20 protein-coding genes and 2 pseudogenes are annotated in these 25,750 nt (G+C 60.6%); 6 read left to right on the top strand and 16 right to left on the bottom strand.

Going from position 1 to position 25,750, the window contains the following annotated elements; all coding sequences use genetic code 11:
* Positions 1–71 precede the first annotated feature (71 nt).
* Positions 72–1,019: a M23 family metallopeptidase gene (locus HV744_RS10575; protein ID WP_175149454.1), complete on the bottom strand. Its 948-nt coding sequence runs from the start codon at positions 1,017–1,019 to the stop codon at positions 72–74.
* 401 nt (positions 1,020–1,420) lie between these two features.
* A pseudogene (locus HV744_RS10570) lies at positions 1,421–1,600 on the bottom strand (IS5/IS1182 family transposase); the annotation flags it as partial.
* A 4-nt stretch (positions 1,601–1,604) separates the two neighbouring features.
* Here HV744_RS10570 and HV744_RS10565 point away from each other — a divergent pair.
* Positions 1,605–1,841: pseudogene (locus HV744_RS10565) on the top strand (IS5/IS1182 family transposase); the annotation flags it as partial.
* A gap of 114 nt (positions 1,842–1,955) precedes the next feature.
* Positions 1,956–3,008 (top strand): adenine-specific DNA-methyltransferase, encoded by a 1,053-nt coding sequence (yhdJ, locus tag HV744_RS10560; protein WP_246278999.1) that lies wholly within the window; start codon positions 1,956–1,958, stop codon positions 3,006–3,008.
* A 203-nt stretch (positions 3,009–3,211) separates the two neighbouring features.
* Here the strand turns inward: yhdJ and HV744_RS10555 are convergent, their stop codons facing one another.
* From HV744_RS10555 to cadR, 6 genes are all read right to left on the bottom strand, one after another.
* Entirely contained in the window at positions 3,212–4,057 is an 846-nt protein-coding gene (locus HV744_RS10555; RefSeq protein ID WP_175149453.1) for an AraC family transcriptional regulator, read from the bottom strand.
* Positions 4,058–4,196: 139 nt separating this feature from the next.
* Entirely contained in the window at positions 4,197–4,991 is a 795-nt protein-coding gene (locus tag HV744_RS10550; RefSeq protein ID WP_175149452.1) for an ABC transporter substrate-binding protein, read from the bottom strand.
* A gap of 121 nt (positions 4,992–5,112) precedes the next feature.
* Entirely contained in the window at positions 5,113–6,267 is a 1,155-nt protein-coding gene (locus HV744_RS10545) for a pyridoxal phosphate-dependent aminotransferase (RefSeq protein WP_175149451.1), read from the bottom strand.
* A gap of 298 nt (positions 6,268–6,565) precedes the next feature.
* The gene (gene dbpA, locus HV744_RS10540) at positions 6,566–7,969 is read right to left on the bottom strand and encodes an ATP-dependent RNA helicase DbpA (protein WP_175149450.1); all 1,404 of its coding nucleotides are present in this window, start codon (positions 7,967–7,969) and stop codon (positions 6,566–6,568) included.
* Between the two features lie 46 nt (positions 7,970–8,015).
* Positions 8,016–8,216 (bottom strand): hypothetical protein, encoded by a 201-nt coding sequence (locus HV744_RS10535; RefSeq protein ID WP_175149449.1) that lies wholly within the window; start codon positions 8,214–8,216, stop codon positions 8,016–8,018.
* A gap of 97 nt (positions 8,217–8,313) precedes the next feature.
* The gene (gene cadR, locus HV744_RS10530; RefSeq protein ID WP_175149448.1) at positions 8,314–8,745 is read right to left on the bottom strand and encodes a Cd(II)/Pb(II)-responsive transcriptional regulator; all 432 of its coding nucleotides are present in this window, start codon (positions 8,743–8,745) and stop codon (positions 8,314–8,316) included.
* 80 nt (positions 8,746–8,825) lie between these two features.
* On the opposite strand from cadR, the gene HV744_RS10525 reads away from it, so the two are divergent.
* Complete coding sequence (locus tag HV744_RS10525) at positions 8,826–11,138, top strand: heavy metal translocating P-type ATPase (RefSeq protein WP_175149447.1); 2,313 nt, start codon at positions 8,826–8,828, stop codon at positions 11,136–11,138.
* Between the two features lie 102 nt (positions 11,139–11,240).
* On the opposite strand, the gene HV744_RS10520 is transcribed toward HV744_RS10525, so the two are convergent.
* Positions 11,241–12,272 (bottom strand): helix-turn-helix domain-containing protein, encoded by a 1,032-nt coding sequence (locus HV744_RS10520; protein ID WP_175149446.1) that lies wholly within the window; start codon positions 12,270–12,272, stop codon positions 11,241–11,243.
* A gap of 325 nt (positions 12,273–12,597) precedes the next feature.
* On the opposite strand from HV744_RS10520, the gene adh reads away from it, so the two are divergent.
* Positions 12,598–14,118, top strand: coding sequence for an aldehyde dehydrogenase (gene adh / locus HV744_RS10515; RefSeq protein WP_175149445.1), 1,521 nt, complete (start codon positions 12,598–12,600; stop codon positions 14,116–14,118).
* Between the two features lie 76 nt (positions 14,119–14,194).
* On the top strand, positions 14,195–14,590 hold the full coding sequence (locus tag HV744_RS10510; protein WP_175149444.1) for a DUF779 domain-containing protein: 396 nt from the start codon (positions 14,195–14,197) through the stop codon (positions 14,588–14,590).
* Between the two features lie 18 nt (positions 14,591–14,608).
* On the opposite strand, the gene eutC is transcribed toward HV744_RS10510, so the two are convergent.
* The 3 genes from eutC to eat are packed head-to-tail and all read right to left on the bottom strand — an operon-like array spanning position 14,609 to position 18,249.
* Positions 14,609–15,406 carry an ethanolamine ammonia-lyase subunit EutC gene (eutC, locus tag HV744_RS10505; RefSeq protein ID WP_175149443.1) on the bottom strand — a complete coding sequence of 266 codons (798 nt, stop codon included), beginning with the start codon at positions 15,404–15,406 and terminating at the stop codon, positions 14,609–14,611.
* A complete protein-coding gene (locus HV744_RS10500; RefSeq protein WP_175149442.1) occupies positions 15,403–16,797 on the bottom strand; it encodes an ethanolamine ammonia-lyase subunit EutB in 1,395 nt (464 codons plus the stop codon). The genes eutC and HV744_RS10500 overlap by 4 nt, the downstream gene beginning before the upstream one ends.
* Before the next feature lie 48 nt (positions 16,798–16,845).
* Entirely contained in the window at positions 16,846–18,249 is a 1,404-nt protein-coding gene (eat, locus tag HV744_RS10495; protein ID WP_175149441.1) for an ethanolamine permease, read from the bottom strand.
* Between the two features lie 284 nt (positions 18,250–18,533).
* Between eat and HV744_RS10490 the strand changes: the two genes are divergently transcribed.
* On the top strand, positions 18,534–19,400 hold the full coding sequence (locus HV744_RS10490; protein WP_175149440.1) for an AraC family transcriptional regulator: 867 nt from the start codon (positions 18,534–18,536) through the stop codon (positions 19,398–19,400).
* A 616-nt stretch (positions 19,401–20,016) separates the two neighbouring features.
* Here the strand turns inward: HV744_RS10490 and HV744_RS10485 are convergent.
* The 4 genes from HV744_RS10485 to gyrB all read right to left on the bottom strand — a co-directional run bounded on the left by HV744_RS10485 (position 20,017) and on the right by gyrB (position 25,723).
* Positions 20,017–20,733: a M48 family metallopeptidase gene (locus HV744_RS10485; protein WP_175149439.1), complete on the bottom strand. Its 717-nt coding sequence runs from the start codon at positions 20,731–20,733 to the stop codon at positions 20,017–20,019.
* Positions 20,733–21,554, bottom strand: a complete 822-nt coding sequence (locus HV744_RS10480) for a hypothetical protein (RefSeq protein ID WP_175149438.1) — start codon at positions 21,552–21,554, stop codon at positions 20,733–20,735. Before HV744_RS10480 ends, HV744_RS10485 begins: the two co-directional genes overlap by 1 nt.
* A complete protein-coding gene (locus tag HV744_RS10475) occupies positions 21,517–22,971 on the bottom strand; it encodes a type I restriction-modification system subunit M (protein WP_217469107.1) in 1,455 nt (484 codons plus the stop codon). The genes HV744_RS10480 and HV744_RS10475 overlap by 38 nt, the downstream gene beginning before the upstream one ends.
* 280 nt (positions 22,972–23,251) lie before the next feature.
* A complete protein-coding gene (gene gyrB / locus HV744_RS10470; RefSeq protein WP_175149437.1) occupies positions 23,252–25,723 on the bottom strand; it encodes a DNA topoisomerase (ATP-hydrolyzing) subunit B in 2,472 nt (823 codons plus the stop codon).
* Positions 25,724–25,750 lie beyond the last annotated feature (27 nt).

Genomic DNA, 25,750 nt, shown 5'->3' with positions numbered 1-25,750 from the left:
ATCGGACTGGACCCGGCCACTTTCAGCCGCTCGACATCGGCGGGTAGATCGCTGACAACCGGGAGCAGTGGCTAAGTGCTAACGCCCCAGCACTGCGGGAGATGTTTCTTACTGATACCCGTCAGCGCGGGCTTTCGCCACACAGTCATCAAATCTAGACTTCCCGAGCGAAGAGGAAAACACACCCGTAGCAGCGTGTGGGTACCATCCGCCGCCTCACTCCAGACGTTGGTGTACTTCGTGCCATTGCTGAAATACGTTTCGACGTGCAGCGGCAGGGCATTCCGGCCCTCCTGCCCTGGCTCAAATTCAACTCCGTGCAGCTTGTTGTCGTTACCGGTTGCCGGCGGCAGTTGGTGAAAATCGCAGGCTGCCGGAATGGTGAAACAGGCGTGTCCCCACCACTCCGGCCCGTCGGGAGTTGCGGGCGCGGTGTTGCCAAGCTGCGTATGCCCGAACCAGGCATTGAAGTCCCCCTGCGTCATGAAGATTTCAAAGTGCAGGTGCGGTCGGTCCTCATAGCGTCCGAGAAAGCCGAGGATGCTCTTGCGCCTCACCCTCAGATTTTTGCCCCCCGAAACCGCAGGCGTTACCGCACCTTTGGGAGCGTCCCCGGAAGGCATGCGCAGGAAGTCGGCCAACTGCGTCCCGTCGTAACCAAACGTGTGGTACTCCGCCAGCGGCAGCAGATGCATGTAGAGCGAGTAAAACGTCAGCGTCCGCCCCTCGCCGGTCTCGGCTGTGTGCCTGAGCGGCACAAAACCCGCATTGCCGCGACCAGAATCCATGGCATGCTGGCAAACCCGGTACGCCACCACCTCACCGTCCGCAATCGCATAGACCGGACCATGAAAATCAGGCGACAGGTGCAGCCCGCAATGCCAGCGCCGGTCGAAGGCAACCGGATACATACCGTGTGTGAGTTCGAACTGGTCAACGGCATCCATCATCGGATCGGGGCGTGCGGGATCGAGCTTTGCCGGGTCCAATTGTGGGAGAAGCGGAGGGCTGATAATCACGCGGTGACAACTCCTTGCATGATCTCCGCGCCAGGCACGGCTTCATGCGGACTGTGTTGAGGGGCGCGGCCCGGTGCATCAGGACCGCAAAGTTGGAGAAGGCCGCGATGCGGGGCTAATTTAGCCCTTCAAGGCTTTTACTCCGCAGGCTGTCTCGATTCAAACCAGAAAGGTCTGAAAATCCGTCAATTGTTGTCAAGGCGCAATGCCGGGCGCTGGCGGTCCGATTCGTTGAAGGGATGCGCCAGCATCGGCAACAGGTCCGGGCGCACCGTCGCGGTATTGAGTCCGTCCTGAACAATTCGCTTTGCCGACCACCGGCGTTACGGCGATGGGACCGCGGCAACGCTGCGGTTGAACAAGGCAGCGAGAACGAAGACGCAAAGAAGCCGCAGCTTCCGGACCTCTCGCTCCACATCGCGCATCACCCGTCCAACGCGCGAACGCAGTGTACGCAATGCCTTCTTCATGCGCCTGTACTGCTTCGCGTGAGCGTAGCGGCCAATCTGCAGCGCGAGACGCGGCGCCTCGCGGTTGTAGTTCTGCCGCAGCTTCAGGCCGTTGCGGGCCGCAGCCTTCAAGCGAAAGCTGAAGGTGCTGGCTGACCGCGGCTACTTCAGTGGTCTGGACATCCGTGCCTGTGAACTGGCCGGGATCACCACGTATGTCCCGAAACCACTCACCTCGGCGTCAAGGAAGAAAGGGCTCTTTACCAAACGCGACTTCATCTACGTTGCCAGGAACGATGAGTATCGATGCCCCACCGGCGAGCGCGCAATTCTTCGATTCAAGACCGTCGAGAATGGCATGAATCTGAACCTGTAAGCATCCTTTTCGATGTAACGATGGCGCCGGTTCGGTTAGGGCATCTTCAGGCGTCAGTGCCGTTCAGGTTCTAAAGCTGGACACAGAATCGACCGCGATCGCCCCGCCGACATGGAGGTCAAGGGCAGCGCATCGACGATACCGATCGCCGCTACCCGCAGCCGCCTTCACGGTAAAATCGCCAGCAAGTCAGGCTGTCCCTGCGCGAGCACGACCGTTCAACTCCTGAAGTTCACTATGACCGGCGACATCTTCTACGACGCACAGAGCCTCGAATCCGCGAAGAAGCTTTTCCGTGCCGATGTCCATTCCTTGATTCACGCCGACGTTCTCGACGGGCTGGCGCAGATTAAAACAGCGACCGTGGACCTGATTTTCGCCGATCCGCCTTACAACATCGGCAAAGACTTCGACGGCGTGAGCGACCTGCGCGAAGAAGAGGAGTATTTCGAATGGTGCTGGAAATGGCTGGTTGAATGTAAGCGCGTTCTGAAACCAACTGGCTCGTTTTACGTCATGAACTCGACGCAGAACATGCCTCGCTTCGATCTATTTTGCCGCCAGCACTTTTCGATTCTGTCGCGCATCGTTTGGGGGTACGACAGCTCGGGCGTGCAGGCCAAGCGGTTCTTCGGATCACTGTACGAGCCGATCTTGCACATGGTGCTCGACAAGAAGTGTTATACCTTCAACGCAGACGACGTCCTGGTGGAAGCAAAAACGGGAGCGAAGCGCGGGCTCATCGACTACCGCAAAAATCCTCCCCAGCCGTACAACACGAAGAAGGTGCCAGGCAACGTATGGGACTTTGCACGGGTGCGGTTCAAAATGGATGAATACGAGAATCATCCGTCACAAAAGCCGGAGGCGTTGCTAGATCGAGTGATTAGAGCATCTTCCAACGCAGGCGACGTCGTTCTCGACCCGTTCTCAGGTTCGTTTTCTACCTGTGCAGTCGCTAAAAAGCTTGGAAGACAGGCGATCGGCATCGACATTAACGAGACGTACGTAAAGATCGGCTTGCGTCGCCTTGGCATTGATAGCCATTTCGAAGAAGCCGACCTCAAGAAAGAAAAGGTACGCAAAACCAAGAATCGCTCAAAGCGCGATCGCAGAGCTGAATCAGTCGAGCAATCCGCACTCCAGCTTGAATTGCAGAATTAGTTCGCTTTTGACACGGGAAGGGATTCTTCAGAAGCAACGCTTGCCGCGTCTCGAAGATCACGCAAACACCCGCAGCAATTTCCTTCAATACATCCCACCCCATCGCGGCGGCGCTGCTCGCGGCCAGCGCGCTGTATCTGCTGATGGAGTGACGAGTGACTTGATGCGGCACGCGGACGGCTCTGATCAGCGCAGCCGCCAGGTCAACTGCGATACTGCCCCGGCGTCGCCGCGACCAGCCGCTTGAAGGTCCGCTGCAAATGCGCCTGGTCGGCGAAACCGGCGTCGAGCGCGACGTCCGCGATCAGACGGCCGCGTCTGAGTTGCGCGCGACTGTACTGAATGCGTCGGTTGATCAGGTAAGCGTGCGGGGTCATCCCGTAGCGCTGCTTGAAAGCGCGGATCAGATACGACGCCGACAGCTCCGCCGCCTTGCAAACGTCTTCGAGTTTCAGCGAACGCGTGCAGTTTTCAGCGATGAACTCCGCCGCCCGCGTCAGTTGACGGCTCGCGCCGTGATCCGGCAAGGACGCCGGATTCAGCTTCCGTTGTACTTCGGAGAAGAACGTGATCGCCGCGCTTTCCTTGCGCAGCGTTTCTGTGTGGTCGTCGACCAGAATCGCGCACAGCCGGTTCAATCCGTCGAACAACGCCGGGTCCAGCGTCATGGTCTGCGCGAACGCGCGAAACGCGTGGTTCTCGCCGAAGCCCAGTTCGTGTTGCAGCCCCGTGAGCCAGGCAACGTCGACATGCAGCATGCGATACGACCAGCGTTCATCGGCGATCGGATTGCACGCATGCACATCGTCTGGATTCGTCATCACGACCGCGCCTGCGCCGATCCACTCACTCGCGCGGCGATTCACATACACGCTGCGACCACCGGTAACGGCGCCGATCGAGAACGTTTCGTGCGAGTGTTTGGCGTAGCAGACCTCACGGCCGTCGTCGATCGAGCGCGCCTCGATGAACGGCAACGCGTCGCTGCGCCAGAACTTCGGCGCAGAAGCGCACTTCGCATGTATTGCCGCGTCGGTCATCTCGCTCATCTGCGCGCTCTCCGGTTCTTGCGTCGACCTCGCCCGCCACAGCGAAGCCTACGTATCGTAGCCGCCAAACGCACCGTCAACAAGCCGACTTGCGGAGGACTTCAGCAGCGCGGCGCACCCGGATGTGCAACGGGATGACTTACTTCGCAGTCGCATCGATATTGCCGAGATACTTCGCGGCCAGCGTCTTCACCGTCCCGTCGGCCTTCACCTTCGCGATCGCCGCATTCAACTGATCGCGCAGCGCCGTATCGCCCTTGCGAATCCCGTACGCGATGCCGCTGCCGAGAATCTTGTCGTCACGCACCGGCTGGCCGACGAACGCGTAGTCCTTGCCGTTGGGCTTCGACAGAAAGCCCGTTTGTCCCGCGGGCGCCAGCACGAGCGTCGCGTCGAGACGCCCCGCCACCAGATCCGTATAAACCTGGTTCTGATCCTGATACGGCACGACGGTCACACCTGCCGGTTCCCAATGCGTCTTCGCGAAGGTTTCCTGAATCGACGCCTGCAACACGCCCACACGCTTGCCCTTCAACGAAGCGGGCGTCGGCAGCAGACCGCTGTCCCGCCGCGCGATTAATTGCGTCGGCACCCGATACACGACCGTGGTGAAATCGATCGCCTGACGACGTTGTTCGGTCGCGTTCATCGCCGAATTGATCGCATCGAACTTGCGGCCCTGCAGCGCGGGAATCAGTCCGTCAAACGAGGTCTCGACCCATTTGCACGTCATGTGCGCGGCAACGCAAACGGCATTGCCGACGTCGATGTCGAGACCTTGCAGCTCACCATTCGGGCCTTTCGATTCGAACGGCGGATACTGCGCTTCGACGCCGAAACGCAGCGTCGCGGTATCGGCGGCATTCGCCGCAGACGCAGCCGCGAGCGACGCGAATGCACAGGCCAACGCCAATAGAGGCTTGAGCAACTTCATAACAGATCCCTTCCCTTCGATTTTGTCGTAACGCCCGCGCTGCAACACGCTGATGCGAGACCGCGCGACGATCATACTGCGTTCAAAACATAGCCATGGTGGGCCGCGTGCGCATGCCCGATCAGATCTCGCACAAACGCCGCGCGCCTTCGAGCAGCGTCGCGTCGTCCTTCGAGAAGCTCAGGCGGATCAAGCCGGAATCCGTGCCGTCGGTATAAAACGCCGACAACGGAATCGTCGCGACGCGCGCATCGCGAATCAGGCGCAGCACGAAATCGCTGTCGCTTTCGTCGGAGAAGCCGCGAAAACGCGCGAGCATAAAGAAGCTGCCTTCGCTCGGCAACAAGTCGAAGCGCGATTCACGCAGTGCACGGGCGAGCAGATCGCGCTTCTTCTGATAGAAAGCGGACAGGCCGAGATAGCTTTCGCGATTGGCCAATGCGTCGGCGAACGCGTACTGCATCGGGGTATCGGCGGAAAACACCATGAACTGATGGACCTTGCGAACCTCGTCCATCAGCGCAGCAGGCGCGAGGCAATAGCCGACGCGCCAGCCGGTCACGTGATACGACTTGCCGAACGACGACACGATCACGCTGCGCTCCGCGAGTTCAGAGTGGCACGCCATGCTCTGATGTTTCGCGCCGTCGAACACCACATGTTCGTAGACCTCGTCGGAGAGAATCACGATGTCGGTGTTGCGCGTGATGGCCTTTAACCGCGCGATGTCAGCCTCGCTGAACACGGTCGCGGTCGGGTTGTGCGGGGTATTGATGATGATCATGCGGGTCTTCGGCGTGATCGCGGCGGCGACCTCGTCCCAGTCCACGCGGAAATCGCTCAACGACAATTTGATCGCCACCGGCGTTGCGCCTTGCAGCCGGACGATCGGACCGTAGCTGTCGAACGAAGGCTCGAAGTAGATCACTTCATCGCCGGGGTGCACCAAAGCGCTGATCGTCGAATACAGCCCTTCGCTCGCGCTGGCGATCACGGTCACTTCGCTGGCCGGGTCATAGCGCACGCCATACAGCGTTTCGACCTTGTCGGCGAGCGCTTCGCGCAACGCGGCGATGCCGGCCATCGGCGCGTACTGGTTGTGGCCGGCGCGCATCGCTTGAGCGACACCGTCGACCAGTTTCGCGTCCGGCGCGAAATTCGGCGCGCCTTGCGACAGGTTCAGCGCATCGTGTTGCGCAGCCAGTTGACCGATCACGGTAAAAATCGTCGTGCCTACGTCAGGCAGTTTCGAGCGGGCTTGCATGGCGCTCTGCATAAGGCTTTCTCCCTTTCTCCATCCGGCAGCGGATTCACGAACGGCCGACGGCGCGGCGGTCCTTCCGGTCTGGTGATTAGGCATCAGCCAAAGAACCGTCACAATCGAAACTTTGTCATGCGCGGCATGCGTTTACGTCATGGCTCGCGCCAAGACGCGCCGCCGTGGGTGAGGCCAGTCGGAACAGGGCTTTCAGGGAAGAAACCGGGCCGCACGAAGAACCAGGAAAACAGCAGAGGTATGTCGTAATGTGATGCGCGGAAGGACGGCCGCGAGCGCAGCCGTCCTTCTCCAACTATCAGGCTTCGTCCATCAAACGGACTTTGACCTTCTTGCCCTTCACCTTGCCGGCGCTGAGCTTGCGCAGCGCGTCACGCGCGACGCTGCGCTCCACCGCCACATAGGTCGACATTTCGGTCACGTTGATCTTGCCGATCTGCGAGCCGGCGAAACCCGCCTCGCCGGTCAGCGCGCCGACCACGTCGCCGGGACGGATCTTTTCCTTGCGGCCGCCGAGAATCTGCAGCGTCTCCATCGGCGGCAACAGTCGTTCATTGCTCGCCGCCGTGAGTTCGGACAGCTTGTGCCATTCGACTTCGCGCTTCTGCGCCTGTTCGAGACTGCCGACGCGGCCCATCTCGTTCATGCTCGCGAGACTCAGCGCCCAGCCTTCCTGATCGGCGCGGCCCGTGCGGCCGATACGGTGCACGTGTACTTCCGGGTCCGGCGTCACGTCGACGTTGATCACCGCCTCGAGTTGCGCGATGTCGAGGCCGCGCGCGGCGACATCTGTGGCGACCAGCACCGAGCAACTGCGGTTGGCGAACTGGATCAGCACCTGATCGCGCTCACGCTGATCGAGTTCGCCATGCAGCGCGAGCGCATGAAAACCTTGCGCGCGCAGCACGTCGAGCAGATCGCGGCATTGCTGCCTGGTGTTGCAGAACGCCAGCGTGCTGACCGGACGATAGTGGTTCAGCAGCAGACCCACGGCATGCAGCCGGCCATCTTCGGTCACTTCATAGAAACGCTGACGAATCTTGGTGTTGTCGTGCCGCTCGGCGAGTTTCACTTCCTTCGGATTGCGCAGGAACTGCTGGCTCAGCTTGACGATGCCCTCGGGGTACGTCGCCGAGAACAGCAGCGTTTGCCGTTCTTTCGGGCATTGCTGCACGACGGTCGCGATGTCGTCGAAGAAACCCATGTCGAGCATGCGGTCGGCTTCGTCGAGCACCAGCGTGTTGAGCGACTGCAATGGCAAGCTGCCGCGCTCGAGGTGATCCATGATGCGGCCCGGCGTGCCGACCACGATGTGCGCACCGTGTTCGAGGCTCGCCGTTTGCGGACGCATCGGCGTGCCGCCGCACAGCGTCAGCACCTTGATGTTTTCTTCCGCGCGCGCGAGGCGGCGGATTTCCTGCGTGACCTGGTCGGCGAGTTCGCGCGTCGGGCACAGCACCATCGCCTGCACGGCGAAGTTGCGCGCGTCGAGACGCGCCAGCAGCGCCAGCGAAAACGCCGCGGTCTTGCCGCTGCCGGTTTTCGCCTGGGCGATCAGGTCGTGGCCGGCGAGTGCGATCGGCAGGCTCGCGGCCTGAATCGGCGTCATCTCGGCGTAGCCGAGCTGCGTCAGGTTCGCGAGGGTCGCGGGCGCTAGCGGCAACTCGCTAAACGGCGCGCCGGCGGTGGTGGGACTGTTCATGGGGTGATGGCTCGCTGTTGGCTGAAGTCAGGCTGAAGGCTGGGGACTAATCGGCCATGGGGCCAGGGGCGGGGCGGCCTTCGATCTGCTCGTAGAGCACCGAGCCATCGTCCGCGTCGAAACGCTCGACGTAATTGCGCGCGCCGCACATCGGGCAACGGAACAGGAGTCCCTGTCCTTCGTTCTTGATGACGACGTCCGATTGCTCCCACTGCGCTTCGCAGGACTGATTTCTACAGGTAAACACGTTGATTCTCCAACTGGATTCGATGGTTTATTGGCCGGGCTGTACGAATGCCCCGGCCATGAATGGGTCACTGCTGCCGTTCTACGGACGGCGCGCGTCAACCCAGATGCGTATGCCGCGCACGCGGCGCGCTCACATCCATTTCGGTCAGACCGTGCACGATGCCGCAGTCTTCGACGACATGGTCGCCGTGGCATTGCTCGCGCAACGTGGTCAATTGCACTTTCAGTTGCTTCAGTTCGTCGATGCGCGTGTCGACGTGCGCGATGTGCTCGTCGATCAGCGTATTGATACCGCCGCAGTCGTTCGCCGGCGCGTCCGTCAGACGCAGCAATGCGCGGATTTCGTCGTGGGTCATGTCGAGCGCGCGGCAATTACGGATGAAGCGCAGACGTTCAACATGCTTCGCCGTGTAACTGCGGTAATTGGCCTCGGTGCGCTCCGCTTCGGGCAACAGGCCCTCTTTTTCGTAGAAACGGATGGTTTCGGTCGTGCAATGGGCGATTTTCGCCAATTCGCCGATTTTCATGGACCCTCCGGATAGCGGTCTTGACCTTGTAGTCGCTTCAAGGTGTTTACTAGACCACAAATCGAACCAGGAAGCCACCAATGCGTCACGCCAGCGAACTCGAAGCAGACCGCCACGGACCGGGCGAAGCCTGTGTGCATGGGCATGAGGGGCATGCTCAGGGGCATGAGTGCGCGCATAGCCACACAACCGCGAGCTGTTGCGCAGCCACGGCCACCCTCTCCGTGCCGATCCCCCTGCCGCCATCCGAAGCCATCGGCAACGGCATGCGCACCGTCATCCGCATCATGCAGATGGACTGCCCGACCGAAGAAGCGCTGATCCGCAAGAAACTCAGCCGCATGCCGGACGTGCGCAGCATGGACTTCAACCTGATGCAGCGCGTGCTGACCGTCGTACACGCGCCGGACGCCCTCGACTCGATCCTCGCCGCGCTCCGTTCGCTCGACTTCACGCCCGAACTGGCGGACGCCAACGCCGGCTCGGACGCCGCGCCCACGGCCATCCCTCACGCGCCGCCCAAGCCGTGGTGGCCGCTCGCGCTCGCCGGCGTCGCCGCGGCGGGCTCAGAGGCCGCTGGCTGGTTCGGCGCACCGTTCTGGCTGGCTGCAGGTCTGGCGATCCTCGCGATCGCCTCCTGCGGCCTCACAACGTACAGGAAGGGCTGGCTCGCGATCCGCAACGGCAATCTGAACATCAACGCACTGATGAGCATTGCCGTGACTGGCGCGCTGATCCTGCGCCAGTGGCCGGAAGCCGCGATGGTGATGGTGCTCTTCACGATCGCCGAATTGATCGAAGCGAAGTCGCTCGACCGTGCCCGCAATGCGATTCAGGGCTTGATGCAGCTCACGCCGGAACAGGCGAGCGTGCAGCAGCCCGACGGCGGCTGGCGCCTGACCGACCTCAAAGCGATCCCGCTCGGCGCGGTGGTGCGCGTGAAGCCGGGCGAACGGATCGCGCTCGACGGCGTGATCGTCGCCGGTCGCTCGAGCGTGGATCAGGCGCCGATCACCGGCGAGAGCCTGCCAACCGACAAGGCCATGGGTGACGCCGTATTCGCCGGCACGATCAACCAGGCGGGCTCGTTCGACTATCGCGTCACGGCCGCGGCCAGCAACACGACACTCGCGCGGATCATCCACGCTGTCGAAGAAGCGCAAGGCACCAAGGCGCCGACGCAACGCTTCGTCGACCAGTTCGCGCGGGTGTACACGCCGATCGTGTTCGCGATAGCGCTCGCCGTCGCGGTCGTGCCGCCGTTGCTGTTCGGCGGGCCGTGGCACGAGTGGGTCTACAAGGCGCTGGTGATGCTGGTGATCGCGTGTCCCTGCGCGCTCGTGATCTCGACGCCGGTGACGATCGTCAGTGGGCTCGCGGCCGCTGCGCGCAAGGGCATTCTGATCAAAGGCGGCACCTACCTCGAGCAGGGCCGCAAGCTGCGCCGGCTCGCGCTCGACAAGACCGGCACGATCACTCACGGCAAACCGGTGCAGACAGAGTTCGAGATGCTGACCTCCTCCGCTGACGCCGACGCTCACGCCGATGCCATCCGTTGCCGGATACTCGCGGCGAGTCTCGCGGGACGCTCCGATCATCCGGTGTCGATGGCCATTGCGGCGGCGGCGAAAAACGACGGCATCGCGCACGTCACGGTCGATGCGTTCGAGGCGCTCGGCGGACGCGGCGTACGTGGCGATATCGACGGCTGGCCGTTTTGGCTCGGCAATCATCGGCTGGTCGAAGAGCTTGGCCGCTGTTCGGCGTCGCTCGAAGCGCGCCTCGACACGCTCGAAGGGCAAGGCAAAACCGTCGTGATGCTACTGGACGCCGAACGCGTGCTGGCGCTATTCGCCATCGCCGATACGGTGAAGGAAACGAGCCGCGCCGCCATCGCCGAACTGCGCCACCTCGGCGTCGCCACTGCGATGCTCACTGGCGACAACCGGCACACCGCGTCGGCGATCGCGCAGCAGGTCGGTATCGACGAAGCGCGCGGCGACCTGCTGCCGGAAGACAAGCTGAGCGCGGTCGCGCAATGGTCGACGGACGGCGCGACCGTCGGCATGGTCGGCGACGGCATCAACGACGCGCCCGCGTTGGCGCGCGCCGACATCGGCTTCGCGATGGGTGCGATGGGCACCGACACCGCAATCGAAACCGCCGACGTCGCGCTGATGGACGATGACCTGCGCAAGATCCCGTTGTTTATCCGCTTGTCGAAGGCGACGCATGCGGTGCTGGTGCAGAACATCGCGTTGGCGCTTGGCATCAAGAGCGTGTTTCTCGTGCTGACCTTGATGAGCCTCGGCACAATGTGGATGGCGGTATTCGCCGATGTCGGTGCGAGCCTGCTGGTGGTGGGCAATGGCTTGCGCCTGTTGCGCAAGTGAGTCGGCGCGGATGGTCGGTGTGCGTTTTCCGCGCGGACGGAGCGTAGCAACTGCGTGCAGCGGGATGGCTACCGGGTTGCTGCTCGCATGCCGCTTGCCTGCCTAGTGTGAAAGCGAGCGCACACCCCCACCCACCGCCGCCTTCAACGTCTCCGAAGGCCGCATGCCGAACAGCTTCCGGTAATCGGTCGCGAACTGGCTCAAATGCCAGAAGCCCCACGCCGCCGCGACATCCTGCACCGAGCGTGATTCGCGCGACGCATTCGAAAGATCGCGCCGTGCGCCATTCAGGCGAATCGCGCGCAGATACATAGCGGGCGCCATGCCGAGCACATCCTGAAAGCAGTATTGCAGCGTGCGCCGGCTCACATGGAGGCGCTCGCACAACTCCGGCACGCTCACCGCGCGCTCACGGTTGGCCAGCACGTACTCGCGCGCTTCCGCCACGATCGACTGACGACGCGGCCGCGCCGGCATCGCAACCGGCTCCGAAGCTGGCAACGCGCCGACGTCGAACAGCGACGCCAGCACCGACGCCTGCAGATTGCTGCGCGCGAACGAAGACAACGGCGCGCCGCTTGCCGCACCGTCGTCGAGCAACTGACGCAGCGACGCGCACAGGCGCTCCTTGCGCGCCATGCCGACCGGCACGACCTCCGTGTTCGGCACATGATCGGCCAGATCGATGCGCTCCACTTCCGCTGCGTACCGGCGCAGCACGTCGCCCTTCACCACCACGCCGAAAATCTCATAACCCGCCGAGGTCAGCAATTCGAATTCGACGCCGCCCGGACGGAACGCAAGCGCATCGCCCGCAATCACCTGCGTGTCGATGCGTCCCGAGCCGGCGGGGCAAGTCGGAATGCCGAACCAGTACGCGTCCTCTCGCACTTCGCAGGTTTGCCGCAGCGTGTGGCTGGTCGTCTCGACAAACACCTGCATATGATCGACGCACAACTCCGTCAGTCCGCCGACAAAGCAGCCGGCGGTCAACTGGTCGTAGGTCTGGTTCCAGCCATGGAGATTGCGCGCCTGTTCGTCGGCGTCATGAGCGACGTGGGTCTGCACGCAGAAGTTCGGCTGCGGCGTGAGCGTCGGACTGGTCAGGCTGTCGTCTCGGGTATCGATCGTCATACCGGATCTGCGCAAACGGAAGATTGAGGAGAATAGCAAGGCAATTCCCATGCCGAACGCATTCGCCGCCTTTCTCACCCGCATGGCATCGGCATGCGCAAAGCCCCTGTTCAATTCATGAACAGTGCTGCACACATTGATCAGAAACGAAACGCTCCAGCGCCGCGGCTAAAGCAGCGTGACGCATGATGCCACGCGCCGGTGCTTGCTGTGCGTGCACGGATCCCCTGCGCGGTGCATTGGCACACTTCTGGCTCCAGGCTGTCACGGCCGAGCGAAATATCGCGCCTGATATAGCCCATTCAAACATGTGAGGAGCACACAGATGAATCACGCAGAGATGCAGTTTCTGACCACCGAATTCCCGTACAAGAAGCAGTATGCGAATTTTATCGGCGGGGAATGGGTGAAGCCCGTGGGCGGAGAGTACTTCGACAACGTGTCGCCGATTACCGGCGAGCCCTTCACGTCGATCCCGCGCTCGCGCGAAGCCGATATCGAACTCGCGCTCGACGCCGCGCATCGCGCGAAAGTGGCATGGGGCAAAACCTCGACCACCGATCGCGCGAACATCCTGAACCGTATCGCCGACCGGATGGAAGCGAACCTGCAACGCCTCGCGGTCGCCGAGACGATCGACAACGGCAAGCCGTTGCGCGAAACCATGGCCGCCGACATTCCGCTCGCGATCGATCACTTTCGTTATTTCGCCGGCGCCGTGCGCGCGCAGGAAGGCTCGATCTCCGAGATCGACGACGATACCGTCGCTTATCACTTTCATGAACCGCTCGGCGTGGTCGGCCAGATCATCCCGTGGAATTTCCCGATCCTGATGGCGGTGTGGAAGCTCGCACCCGCGCTCGCCGCCGGCAACTGCGTCGTGCTGAAGCCGGCTGAGCAAACACCCGCTTCGATCCTCGTGCTGGTCGAACTGATTCAAGACCTGCTGCCCGCGGGCGTGCTGAACGTGGTGAACGGTTTCGGCCTGGAAGCCGGCAAGCCGCTCGCGTCGAACAAGCGCATCGCCAAGATCGCGTTTACCGGCGAGACCACGACCGGCCGTCTGATCATGCAGTACGCGAGCCAGAACATCATTCCGGTGACGCTCGAACTCGGCGGCAAGAGCCCGAACATCTTCTTCGCCGACGTGATGAATGCGGACGACAGTTACTTCGACAAGGCGCTCGAAGGCTTCACGATGTTCGCGCTGAATCAGGGCGAAGTGTGCACGTGTCCGTCGCGCGTGCTGATCGACGAGAAGATTTACGACCGCTTCATGGAACGTGCGTTGAAGCGCGTCGCCGCGATTGCGCAAGGGCATCCGCTGGACAGCAAGACGATGATCGGCGCGCAGGCCTCGCAGGAACAGCTCGAAAAAATCCTCTCGTATGTCAATCTCGGCAAACAGGAAGGCGCCGAATGTCTGATCGGCGGGGAACGCAACCTGCTTGGCGGTGAGCTGAGCAAGGGCTATTACGTGAAGCCGACCGTGTTCCGTGGCCACAACAAGATGCGCATCTTTCAGGAAGAAATTTTCGGGCCGGTGGTATCGGTCACGACGTTCAAAACCGAAGAGGAAGCGCTCGAAATCGCCAACGATACGCTCTACGGCTTGGGCGCCGGCGTATGGACACGCGACGGCACCCGCGCGTATCGCTTCGGCCGGCAAATCCAGGCGGGACGTGTGTGGACCAACTGCTATCACGCATATCCGGCGCATGCTGCGTTCGGCGGCTACAAGCAATCGGGCATCGGCCGTGAGAATCACAAGATGATGCTCGATCACTATCAGCAGACCAAGAACCTGCTCGTCAGCTATAGCGAGAAGCCGCTCGGTTTCTTCTAAGCCTCCTGCTAGCGCTCACGATCCTGTTCAAGCGGGCCGCATTGCGCGGCTCGCTCTTTTTCAGCGAGGACATGTGATGGCCGATGAAAAGAAAGTCGCCCGCGTGATCGCGACGCCTGCCGCAGTCGAGTTGATCGACAAGTTGCGCGCCGAACACGGGGGCGTGCTGTTCCATCAATCCGGCGGATGCTGCGACGGCAGCGCGCCGATGATGTTTCCCCGGAACGAGTTCATGGTCGGCTCGTCCGATGTGAAACTCGGGACGATCGCCGGCGTGCCGTTCTACATGAGCGAATCGCAATTCGAATACTGGCAGCACACGCAGTTGATCATCGACCTGGTGCCGGGAAATGGCGGGATGTTTTCTTTGGAGCGTCCTAGCGGCTTGCGGTTTTTGACGCGTTCCCGGCTTTTCGAAGACGACGAGAATGCGTGGCTGGAAACGCATCCGGTGGAACGGGGCGACGCGTGATCGTTCATGTTTGATCGACTACGTTGCGGCTGTATTTGAATCGTCGCTGATGGCGGGTGTTGCTGGCGCGCTTGCCAGCAGCGCGTCGCTATCGTCTTTCAGGCCGACGCCGGTGAGACCCAGGCGCCGCGCATGCGTCAGCAGGTAGTGCAACTTGTGCGCGGCCAACGGATAGTCGAGTCCTTCAGGACGCACGTTCGAAATGCAGTTGCGCTGCGCGTCGCTGCAACCCACTTTTGGCGCGTATGTCAGGTAGATGCCGAGGCTATCAGGCGAGCTCAAACCTGGCCGCTCGCCGATCAACATCACGACGATCTTCGCGTTGAGCAACTCGCCGATCTCATCGCCGAGCGCGACCCGTGCCTGACGCGCGACTACCACAGGACCAATTTTCCAGTCCGCTATTTTGGGGCGGACAGCTTGCAGCAGCGAAATCGATTGCTTCGATGCGGCGAACGCGGAAAGACCATCGCCGATCACGAACACGACATCGCTCGGCTCGGCCGAAATCTGCGCGAGCGCCGCGCGACTCTCCTCCGATAAGCGCCTGCCAAGATCGGGACGCCGCAAGTAATGCTCGCGATCGGGCGCGGCGCTATGCACATCCAGTGACTCGAAGCCTTGCGCGTGCAACTGCTCATGCAATACATCGGTATCGAGCGGATGATGCACCGCGTCGCGCGCCTGCGCATGCGACAGGTTGAACGCGAGCAACGGCGCGGTCGGCAAGCTGCTGCCCGCGCGGCCCAACGCAATGCGCGCATTGGTAAACTGGCGCAGCGCGTTCCACGGATTCTTTTCGAGGAAGTCACTCATGCGATGCCCATCCAGTCGCGCGCGCCTTCCAGCAACGGTTGCTGTGCCGATGCGCTCAGCAACGCACCGCGCGCGTCGGTGATCTGCATCGACTCCAGCCACTCTTCGAATTCCGGCGCTCGCCGTAAACCGAGCACGTCGCGCACATAAAGCGCGTCGTGGAACGACGTGCTTTGATAGTTGAGCATCACGTCATCCGCGCCCGGAATGCCCATGATGAAATTGATGCCCGCTACGCCGAGCAACGTCAGCAGGTTGTCCATGTCGTCCTGATCGGCTTCGGCATGGTTCGTATAGCAGATGTCGCAACCCATCGGCACACCGAGCAGCTTGCCGCAGAAATGATCTTCGAGACCGGCGCGCGTGATCTGCTTGCCGTCGTACAGATACTCCGGGCCGATGAAGCCCACCACGGTGTTCACCAGAAACGGATTGAACTTGCGCGCCACCGCATAGGCACGCACTTCGCACGTCTGTTGATCGACGCCGAAATGCGCGTCAGCCGATAACGCGCTGCCCTGGCCGGTTTCGAAGTACATCAGATTATTGCCGACCGTGCCGCGTTGCAGCGACAGTCCCGCTTCATACGCTTCCTGCAGCAGCGCGAGCGAAATGCCGAAGCCCGCGTTCGCTTTCTCCGTGCCCGCGATCGATTGAAACACCAAGTCGACCGGCGCACCTTTTTCGATTGCGGCGATCGTGCTGGTGACGTGGGTCAGCACGCACGATTGCGTCGGCACCTGATAGCGCTGGCGGAACTCGTCGATCATCAGCAAGAGCTTCGTGATCGCGGCGAGATTATCGCTGGCCGGGTTGATGCCGATCATCGCGTCGCCGCAGCCGTACATCAGGCCGTCGAGCATCGATGCGGCGATGCCTTTGACGTCGTCGGTCGGATGATTAGGTTGCAGACGTACCGACATGTGGCCCGGTAAACCGACCGTATTGCGAAAGCGCGTAATCACCGGACGTTTACGCGCCGCTGCGATCAGATCCTGGTTGCGCATCAGCTTGGACACCGCCGCGACCATCTCCGGCGTGAGGCCGGCGGTGATGCGCGTGAGCGCGTCGGCATCGGTCGTGTTGCTCAGCAGCCAGTTGCGGAAATCGCCGACCGTCAGATGCGCGATCTCGGCGAACGCCTGCGGCGAATGATCGTCGATCACGAGACGCGTGACCTCGTCGCTCTCGTAGGGGATCAGCGCTTCGTTGAGGAAGGTGCGCAACGGCAGCTGCGCGAGCGCCATCTTGGCCGCGACGCGTTCTTCTTCGCTTGCCGCCGCGACGCCCGCAAGCTGGTCGCCCGAACGTTGCGGACTGGCCTTCGCCATCAGCGTTTTCAGATCGGCGAAGCGATACGTGCGGCTGCCGATCGATTCGGTGTAGCTCATGTTTACCACTCCATCGCCGCTGCTTGCGCAGCGGCTTGATCCGTCATGTCATTCTTCTAGCAAAACGTCCGACGGCGCCGCGTCGCGTTGATTGCGCGTCAACAGGAAGTAGACGTAGCCCAGCGCGAGAAAGATTGCGAACACGATCGCCACCAGAAAATTGAAGTAGACCATCGTCGCCAGACAGATCACCGCGGCCACCAGCGCGAACGCCGGGAAGAACGGAAACAGCGGCGCGCGGAACGGGCGCTCCATGTTCGGCGCCGTGCGGCGCAGCTTGAACAGCGACAGCATGCTGATGATATACATCACGATAGCGCCAAATACCGACATCGTCACGATGTTTGCCGTCAGCGTCTGCCCGCCGAACTGGATCAGCTCGTCACTATAGATCGCTGCGATGCCGACCGCGCCGCCCGCCAGGACCGCGCGATGCGGCGTCTTGAAGCGCGGATGCACCTTGGAGAGCCACTCCGGCAGATAGCCCGCGCGAGCCAGCGCGAAGATCTGCCGCGAATAGCCGAGGATGATCCCGTGAAACGACGCGACGAGTCCGAACAGGCCCAGCCACACCAGCATGTGCATCCAGCCACTGTGTTCGCCGACGATGAATTTCATCGCTTGCGGCAGCGGATCATTGATGTTCGCGAGCTTGGTCCAGTCGCCGGCCGCGCCGGCAAACACCATGACGCCGATCGCGAGCACGACCAGCGTCAGAATGCCGGTGACGTAGGCGATTGGAATCGAACGTTTCGGGTTTTTGGCTTCTTCGGCGGCCATCGCGACGCCTTCGATCGCGAGGAAAAACCAGATCGCGAATGGAATCGCCGCGAACATCCCGTGGAATGAGCCCATGGTGAAGGTGTTCGCGCCGGACCAGCCGCCGGTTGTGAAGTTCGACCAGCGGAAACCGGGCGACACGACGCCCATGAAGACGAGCAGCTCGAAGATCGCGAGCAGTGTCACGCACAGTTCGAATGCCGCGGCGATTTGCACGCCGACGATATTCAACGCCATGAAGACGAGATAGGCGCCCATTGCTGCGTGCTTTGGTTCGAGGCCCGGGAATTGCACGTGCAGATAGGCGCCGATTGCGAGCGCGATGGCCGGTGGCGCGAATACGAATTCGACTAACGTTGCAGCACCTGCGAGATAGCCACCGGTCGGACCGAACGCCTGGCGCGCGTACGCGAATGGGCCGCCCGCGTGTGGAGTCGATGTGGTGAGTTCGGTGAAACTGAAGATGAAGGTCGTATACATCGCAGCGATGAAAATCGCCGTGATGACGAAGCCGAGTGTGCCGGCGGTCGCCCAGCCGTAGCTCCAGCCGAAATATTCGCCGGAAATGACGAGGCCGACGGCGATGCCCCATAGCTGCCATGTGCCAAGCGTCTGCTTCAGCTCGTGCTGCATGGCTTTACCGATGTGCTGACTGTTGGATTCTGATTTCACCGGGCGCTCCTGAGGTTGGCGTTTGTGCGGTTTGCTCGACGCCGCAAGGCTTTGCGGCGCGTGGGCCGACAGGCTTCAGCCGATGGTAGGGAGCCATTATTCGGTGGTGTTATCGAAATTCGGCAAAGTTCGGGGCGGAGGGGTTTGTCGAGGATGCTGTGTTAGCGGGCGCTTAACTGTGCTTACGTGCCACGGTGAAGTTCGCAAGATTTGGTAAACGGGGACGTGGTAGTTTTGTTTTTGTTCGTATCCATTCGCGCCGTGTTTTATCGACTCAATCAATCATGAACGAATCAGGCAATCGGGCTCGGTACGAAACGCGGCTCGCACGCGTGCTCGACCATATTTACGATCACCTCGATGAACCGCTCGACATTGAGCGTCTCGCGGAAATTGCGTATCTGTCGCCGTATCACTGGCATCGGATTTATCAGGCGATGTATGGCGAGACGGTCGCGACAACGGTGCGACGCTTGCGGCTGCATCGCGCGGCGGGGTATCTGGCGAATGGTTCGATGTCGATCGCGGAGATTGCCGAGCGTTCGGGTTACAGCAGTTTGCAGTCTTTTTCTCGTACTTTTCGTGCGGTGTTTGGTGTGCCGCCGGCGCAGTATCGCAAGCGAGGTACGCATAGCCGGTTTCGGCCGGCACTCTCAGGAGACGATCAAATGACGATGCGTGAAGTGGTGATCCGTTATGTGGAGCCGGTCGAGGTTTTGTCGATCGATCATGTTGGGCCGTATATGCAAATCGGGAAGGCGTTTGATGGTTTGTTCGGTTGGCTCGCCAAACATAATTTGCTGGCGGCGGAATTGCGCATGATCGGGATTTACTACGACGATCCTGGCGTGGTGGAAGAAGAGGCGTTGCGCTCGAAGGCTGGTGTGTTGTTGCCTCATCCGCTGCAAGTGGCCGTGACGGTGAGTCCGCCGGTTTCGGTCGCGCATCTGAAAGGCGGTGAATACGCGGTGTTGCGGCACAAAGGTCCGTACAGCGATATGCGTGCGGCGTATGAATGGCTGTATGGGACGTGGCTCGTGCAGTCTGGCCGTGAAGCAGCCGATGCGCCGGTGTTCGAGGAGTATCTGAATAGCCCGAAGGACACTGCGCCTGCGGATCTGGTTACGGAGATCTGTTTACCGTTGGCTTGATGGCGGCTTTTGTCTTCTTCGTTTACGTTGCCCGCTCTGTGCCCGCTTGTGCAGCGTGCTTCCCGGTTGCCTCTCTGGTTTTTATAGTCTTTGTATATGTATACGTAGTAATAGTTAACAAGCATCGCATCCGGCTGTGGATAACCTGGAAGTTCGTTTACGGATCAAGGGACTGCGTAAACCATAAGTCTGCGTAGTAAACACGGACAGGAAGACGGAGCCTGGGAAAACTTTTGTGCGGCCTGGTTAACCGGCGGTTTTATCAAGATTTCGCCCACAACGTGTCAGGTGGCTTGTACAAAAGTTGTCCAGAGGGGGCTGTGGATAAGTTTTTGGGCGTGCCGGGTGGCGTGGTGAAGTTTGGCGACGGGAGAAAAGCCTGTTGTAAGTGGCGAAGTGAGTTGAGCCTGGTACTCGGGGTGCTCTTGTATGTTTCTCATAGCATGCGAACCTGTACACCTACGTTCAGGCGTTCTTGCCGGCCGCGCGCGATATCTTCGAACGCTTCGATTTCTACACCCAGGTCGAGCGGCTGGCCAAGGCGAATCTGCGCTTGTCCTCGCCTCGAACGTCCCTCCCAGCGGAGGCGCGTCACGTTAGTGCCCCGCAGCCGATGTCACTCGCTCCAGCTCTGATGTCCCAACGGCAAAGCGTTCAACTCAGCACGTGACTCGCGCCATTGAGGCCAGTACTGGTCGATCAGTGCGACGAAGCGATCGCTGTGTTTCGGCTCTAGCAGGTGCAGCATCTCGTGCAACACGACATATTCAACAAGATCCTTTGGCTTCTTCACCAATTCAGTGTTGAGACGAATGTTACCCGCACGGTGATTGCAGCTACCCCACTTGGTCTTCATGCGCTGCAGGAAGTAGCCCGAGACGTGCACACCCAGCTTGGGCTCCCATTTGGCGATCAACTCCTGCACCAGGGCATGGAGCAAAGACATATGCCAGGCGTGCATCACCTCGGCTCGTTTGGCCATATCGTGGCCCGGCCGCACCGAGAGCGTGATGCGCTTGTGGTTCAGCTTGACGAAGGGCTTCACGTCCGCTTCCACCACGATCATCAGATGCCGGCGGCCCCATAGCTCATGACTCTCACGCTCGAGGAACTGGCGGGGTGTCTCGCGAGCCTGGGCTTTCAGCGTTTCTTGCTGCTGGCGAATCCACGCGAGCTTGGAGATGGCATAGGCTCGCGCCACCTCCGTACGGGTACTCTGCGGCGCCACCAGGGTCACGCGCCCGTCTGGCGGGTGCACGGTGAGGTGCACGTTCTTTACCCCTTTGCGGATCAGATTGATCCGTAGCGGACCCAAGGTAATCTCTTCGCTCATCAGTACCCTGGCTGATTTTTGATGATGTCGAAGATGGCCATGGTGGCGGCCTTGTTCCTCTTCATGATCGGGTAGATAGCATTCAGCACCTGGGCCTCCCGCGCGGAGTCGCCCTTCCAGCCCGACGGCGCCTTTTCACGAATAGCCTTGTCCAACATCAATGCCAAGGTCAGGTACTCGTCGCCATAGGGCGGAGTAGGTTCCTCCACGGTGTTTTCCGGCACAGCAGCGGCCAGCACGCTGGGCAAGTTGTTGTAAAGGACGGCGGCCTCCTTGTTGCCCTGCAGGGCGGTCGGCAGCTTGCTGCTATCTTGCCCTTGATTGCCCAACTTTTTGGCTAGGGCCTCGGCATTCTTCAAAAACTGCTCGTAGCTCTCGGTGTCGTCACGCTTCTGCTGAATCAGGTCCTCCAGCAGCTTGGACATCTGCTCATAGAACTTGGGGTCGGTCAATTGATCCCGGATGATGGTCTTGCGGACATTGTTGATGATGCCTTCCGCAATCGCGTTGCGCGACAGCTTGCCCTTCTCATTGAGTTTCCTGGCAATCGCATCGTGGATGCCCGTCTCGATGATCAGCTCGGTCAATGATAGCGAACTCAAGTCGCCTAGCAGGTCCGCCGGGTCGGCCTGGATGTAGGTGTTGATGAGGTGACGCATGTCGGCTTCGAAGGGCTTTGTGTCCAGTTCTTCGCCCGAGTTGTTCTTGATTGCAGCGCGCACCTCGCTGTAGAAGGCCGTTTCCTTCTCGAAGGTCTCAATCTGCTTTGCGCTGTAACCGGCCTCATCCAGGTTCTGTGCCAAGTCCGCATAGGCGCGCACTCATAGCCCCGAAGAGGTCGCGGTCCGGAATGCCGCCGTTCAGGTGGGCGCTGAGGTCCTGGATGTCTTCGGCTTCCGTGCTGTCGATGTAGCGCGGCAGGTTGAGGTTGTAGTCGTTCTTCTCACTTGCTATCTCGCTGAGCGGCACCATGCGGGCGTAGCCGGGCACGTCGTCCAGCTTGTGAAAGCTGTCGACGATGCGGTGCAGGTCTTGCTCGCGCAGGCGGTTCTTGTTGCCGTCCTTGATGAAACCCCTGCTGGCGTCGATCATCATCACGCCCTTGCGGGCGGCGGCGTTCTCTTTGTCCAGCACCAGGATGCAGGCAGGGATGCCGGTGCCGTAGAACAGGTTGGCCGGTAGGCCGATGATGCCCTTGAGGATGCCGCTGCTTACCAGTTGCTTGCGGATGACGGCTTCCGCATTACCGCGAAATAGCACGCCGTGCGGCAGGATGCAGGCCGCCTTCCCGCTGGCCTTCATACTGCGGATGATGTGCAGCAGATAGGCGTAGTCGCCCTGTTTGGTGGGCGGCGCACCCCACGTGAAACGCTTGTACGGGTCGTCAGTGGGGGTGAGGCCCGTGCTCCAGGCCTTATCGGAAAATGGCGGGTTGGCCACCACATAGTCATAGGTGCGCAGTTGCTCGCCATCCTTGAACTTGGGGTTGGCCAGTGTGTTGCCGCTGAGAATGTTGGCCGTGGGGAAGTCGTGCAGGATCATGTTCATCCGCGCCAAGCCGGCGGTGGTCACGTCTTTCTCCTGGCCTTCCAACGTGATGTGCTTGCCGGCCTCGGCGGCCACCTTCAGCAACAGCGAGCCCGAACCACAGGTGGGGTCGTAGGCGGTGGTGCGTGCCTTGGTGTTGGCGGGCGAGATGCCGATGACCTTGGCGATGACGCGGCTCACTTCGGACGGCGTGTAGAACTGGCCCTTGCTTTTGCCACTCTCGGTGGCGAAGTGGCGCATCAGATACTCGTACGCATCGCCCAGGATGTCGTCGTGCTCGGCGCGGTTCTGCGAGAAGTCCAGCTCGGGCTTCTGAAAGATGCTGATCAGATTGGTGAGGCGCTCGACCATCTCGGCGCCGGTGCCTAGCTTCTCGGGATCGTTGAAATTGGGAAAGTCGCTGCGCGCCAGGCGGCTGTTGGCATCGATCAGCGGCTGGATGATCTGGGTGTTGATCTTGTCGCCGATGTCGCTCTTGCCCTTGAGCGCGATCATGTCCTTGAAACTGGCGCCCTTGCGGATGACAACCGGCGGCGCGAAGTCGTCACTATCGGCGTACTTGTCGCTGATGTACTTGATGAACAGCATGAACAGGACATAGTCCTTGTACTGGCTGGCATCCATTCCGCCGCGCAGTTCATCGCAAGAGGCCCAGAGGGAGGAATAGAGGTCTGACTTCTTGATTGCCATAGTTTTCGAAAGTGATGTAGAAGCCGCTTTTCTAGTCAGTGCTGCAGTTTACACAGTTCCTGAAAGGGTCTTCCGCGCAGCCGAGGTAGGGTGGCCATTCGGGGGCACTTTGGGGGCAAACTTCGGCGGGTGATGGGACGGCTCCTTACCAGGCGGGGATTTGCCCGCTGAGTTTGCTAGTCCGTAAGGCATAAAGGGTTACAAGCAAATCGCTTGTAACCCTTTGAGTTTCTTGATTGGGCGTAAGTTACTTAAAAGTTCGCCTGCAATAGGATCGCAGTCAAACGTCAATATTCCCCGCCCTAAGCGCATTCGACTCAATGAAAGCCCGCCGCGGCTCCACATCATCCCCCATGAGCGTGGTGAAGATCCCATCAGCCGCAATAGCATCCTCGATCTGCACACGGAGCAAACGACGCACCGTCGGATCCATCGTCGTCTCCCAAAGCTGCTCAGGATTCATCTCGCCGAGACCTTTATAGCGTTGCTTGGAAATATTGCGTTCAGCATCCGCCAGCAACCACTTCATCGCGCTCTTGAAGTCGGTAACCGCCATGCTCCGCTCGCCGCGTTTGATGACAGCACCAGTCCCGATCAACCCCTTAAACGTATTAGCGGTATTGATCAGCTGTTGGAAATCGGCGGTCAACTGAAACTCTTCATCGAGCACAGAGATCTTCTGATTCCCGTGATGGGTCCGAGCGACGCGCAGCGAGCGCAGTTCACGCACGGGGTCATACATCGTCGTAACCGTGACTTCAGGCTTCAACGCATCATCACGCAGCTTCGCCTCAAGAGCCTTGGCCGAAGCCTCAGCCGCCGCTTCACTGGAGAGGTCAATAACAACCCCATCCATCACAGCCTCAAGCGCCCCAGCGTCATACAACCGGCTCAAGCGATTAACCACAGCCTGAGCCAGCAAATAAGCCCGAGCCAACTCACCCAACGCATCGCCTGTAATCGGCGTAGCGCTTTCCGAAGCCAGAAGCTCCGACCCTTGCAGCGCCAGCTTGAGGATGTGAGCATTAACCTCAGCCTCATCCTTCAAATACCGCTCATCCTTACCCGCCTTGATCTTGTACAGCGGCGGCTGCGCGATATAGATATACCCGCGCTCGATCATGTCCGGCATTTGCCGATAGAAGAACGTCAACAACAGCGTCCGAATGTGTGCACCGTCGACGTCAGCATCGGTCATGATGATGATCCGGTGATAACGCAGCTTCTCGAGGTTGTAGTCTTCCTTGCCGATCCCACAACCCAACGCGGTAATCAACGTAACGATCTGCTCCGAAGAAAGCAGCTTGTCATAGCGCGCCTTCTCGACGTTGAGCACCTTGCCGCGCAGCGGCAAGATCGCCTGAAACTTCCGATCACGCCCCTGCTTCGCCGACCCACCTGCCGAGTCACCCTCGACGATATAAATCTCCGACTTCGCCGGATCCTTCTCCTGGCAATCCGCGAGCTTCCCAGGCAACCCAACGCCGTCGAGAACGCCTTTACGCCGCGTCATCTCCCGCGCCTTCCGAGCCGCATCGCGTGCCCGCGCCGCATCGACAATCTTGCCGCAAATAATCTTCGCGTCGTTCGGCGTTTCCAGCAGGAATTCCTCGAGCGCCTTCGCGACCACATCCTCCACCGGCGCGCGCACTTCCGACGACACCAGCTTGTCCTTGGTCTGCGCGCTGAACTTCGGCTCCGGCACCTTCACCGACAGTACGCACGAAAGCCCTTCACGCATGTCATCGCCGGACGTCTCGACCTTCGCTTTCTTCGCGACTTCGTGATCGTTGATGTACTTGTTCAACACGCGCGTCATCGCCGCCCGCAACCCGGTCAGGTGCGTGCCGCCGTCGCGCTGCGGAATGTTGTTCGTGAAGCACAGCACGTTTTCGTTGTAGCTGTCGTTCCACTGCATCGCCACTTCCACGCCCACGCCGTCCTTCTCGCCGCTGATGTGGAATATGTTCGGATGCAGCACGGCCTTGTTCTTGTTGATGTACTCGACAAAACCCTTCACGCCGCCGACGAACGCGAAATCCTCTTCCTTGCCCGAGCGCTGATCCAGCAAACGAATCCGCACGCCGTTATTCAGGAACGACAGTTCGCGAATCCGCTTGGCCAGAATGTCGTAGTGATATTCGACATTGCCGAAGATCGTCTCATCAGCCATGAAGTGCACTTCGGTGCCGCGGTTCTCGGTGTCACCCACCACCGGAATCGGCGACACGGCCACACCGTCGACCTCTTCGATCACACGGTTCTGCGGCACGCCACGGTGGAATTCCATGAAGTGCTTCTTACCGTCGCGCCGCACCACGAGGCGCAGCCACGCCGACAGCGCGTTCACGCACGACACGCCCACACCATGCAAACCGCCAGAAACCTTATAGCTGTTCTGGTCGAACTTGCCGCCGGCATGCAGTTCGGTCATCACGATTTCAGCGGCGCTGCGCTTCGGATCGTGCTTGTCGTCCATCTTCAGGCCGGTCGGCACGCCGCGGCCGTTGTCGGTGATCGAAATGGAGTTGTCCGCGTGAATGATCACCTGGATGTCGTTGCAGTGCCCGGCCAGTGCCTCGTCGATCGAGTTGTCGAGCACCTCGAACACGAGGTGGTGCAAACCGGTGCCATCCGATGTATCCCCGATGTACATCCCCGGCCGCTTGCGCACAGCCTCCAGACCTTCGAGGATCTGAATGGACGAGGCGCCGTAGCTGTTGTCGGGTTGCGTATTGTTCGTTTCAGTCATGGATTTTTTCCGGTTCTGCGTTACTGC

It is taken from the genome of Paraburkholderia ultramafica, from assembly GCF_902859915.1.
In the GTDB taxonomy this organism is placed as follows: Bacteria; Pseudomonadota; Gammaproteobacteria; order Burkholderiales; family Burkholderiaceae; genus Paraburkholderia; species Paraburkholderia ultramafica.
Note: the sequence above shows the minus strand (reverse complement) of the source record. Positions and strands in the feature narration are given on the sequence as shown.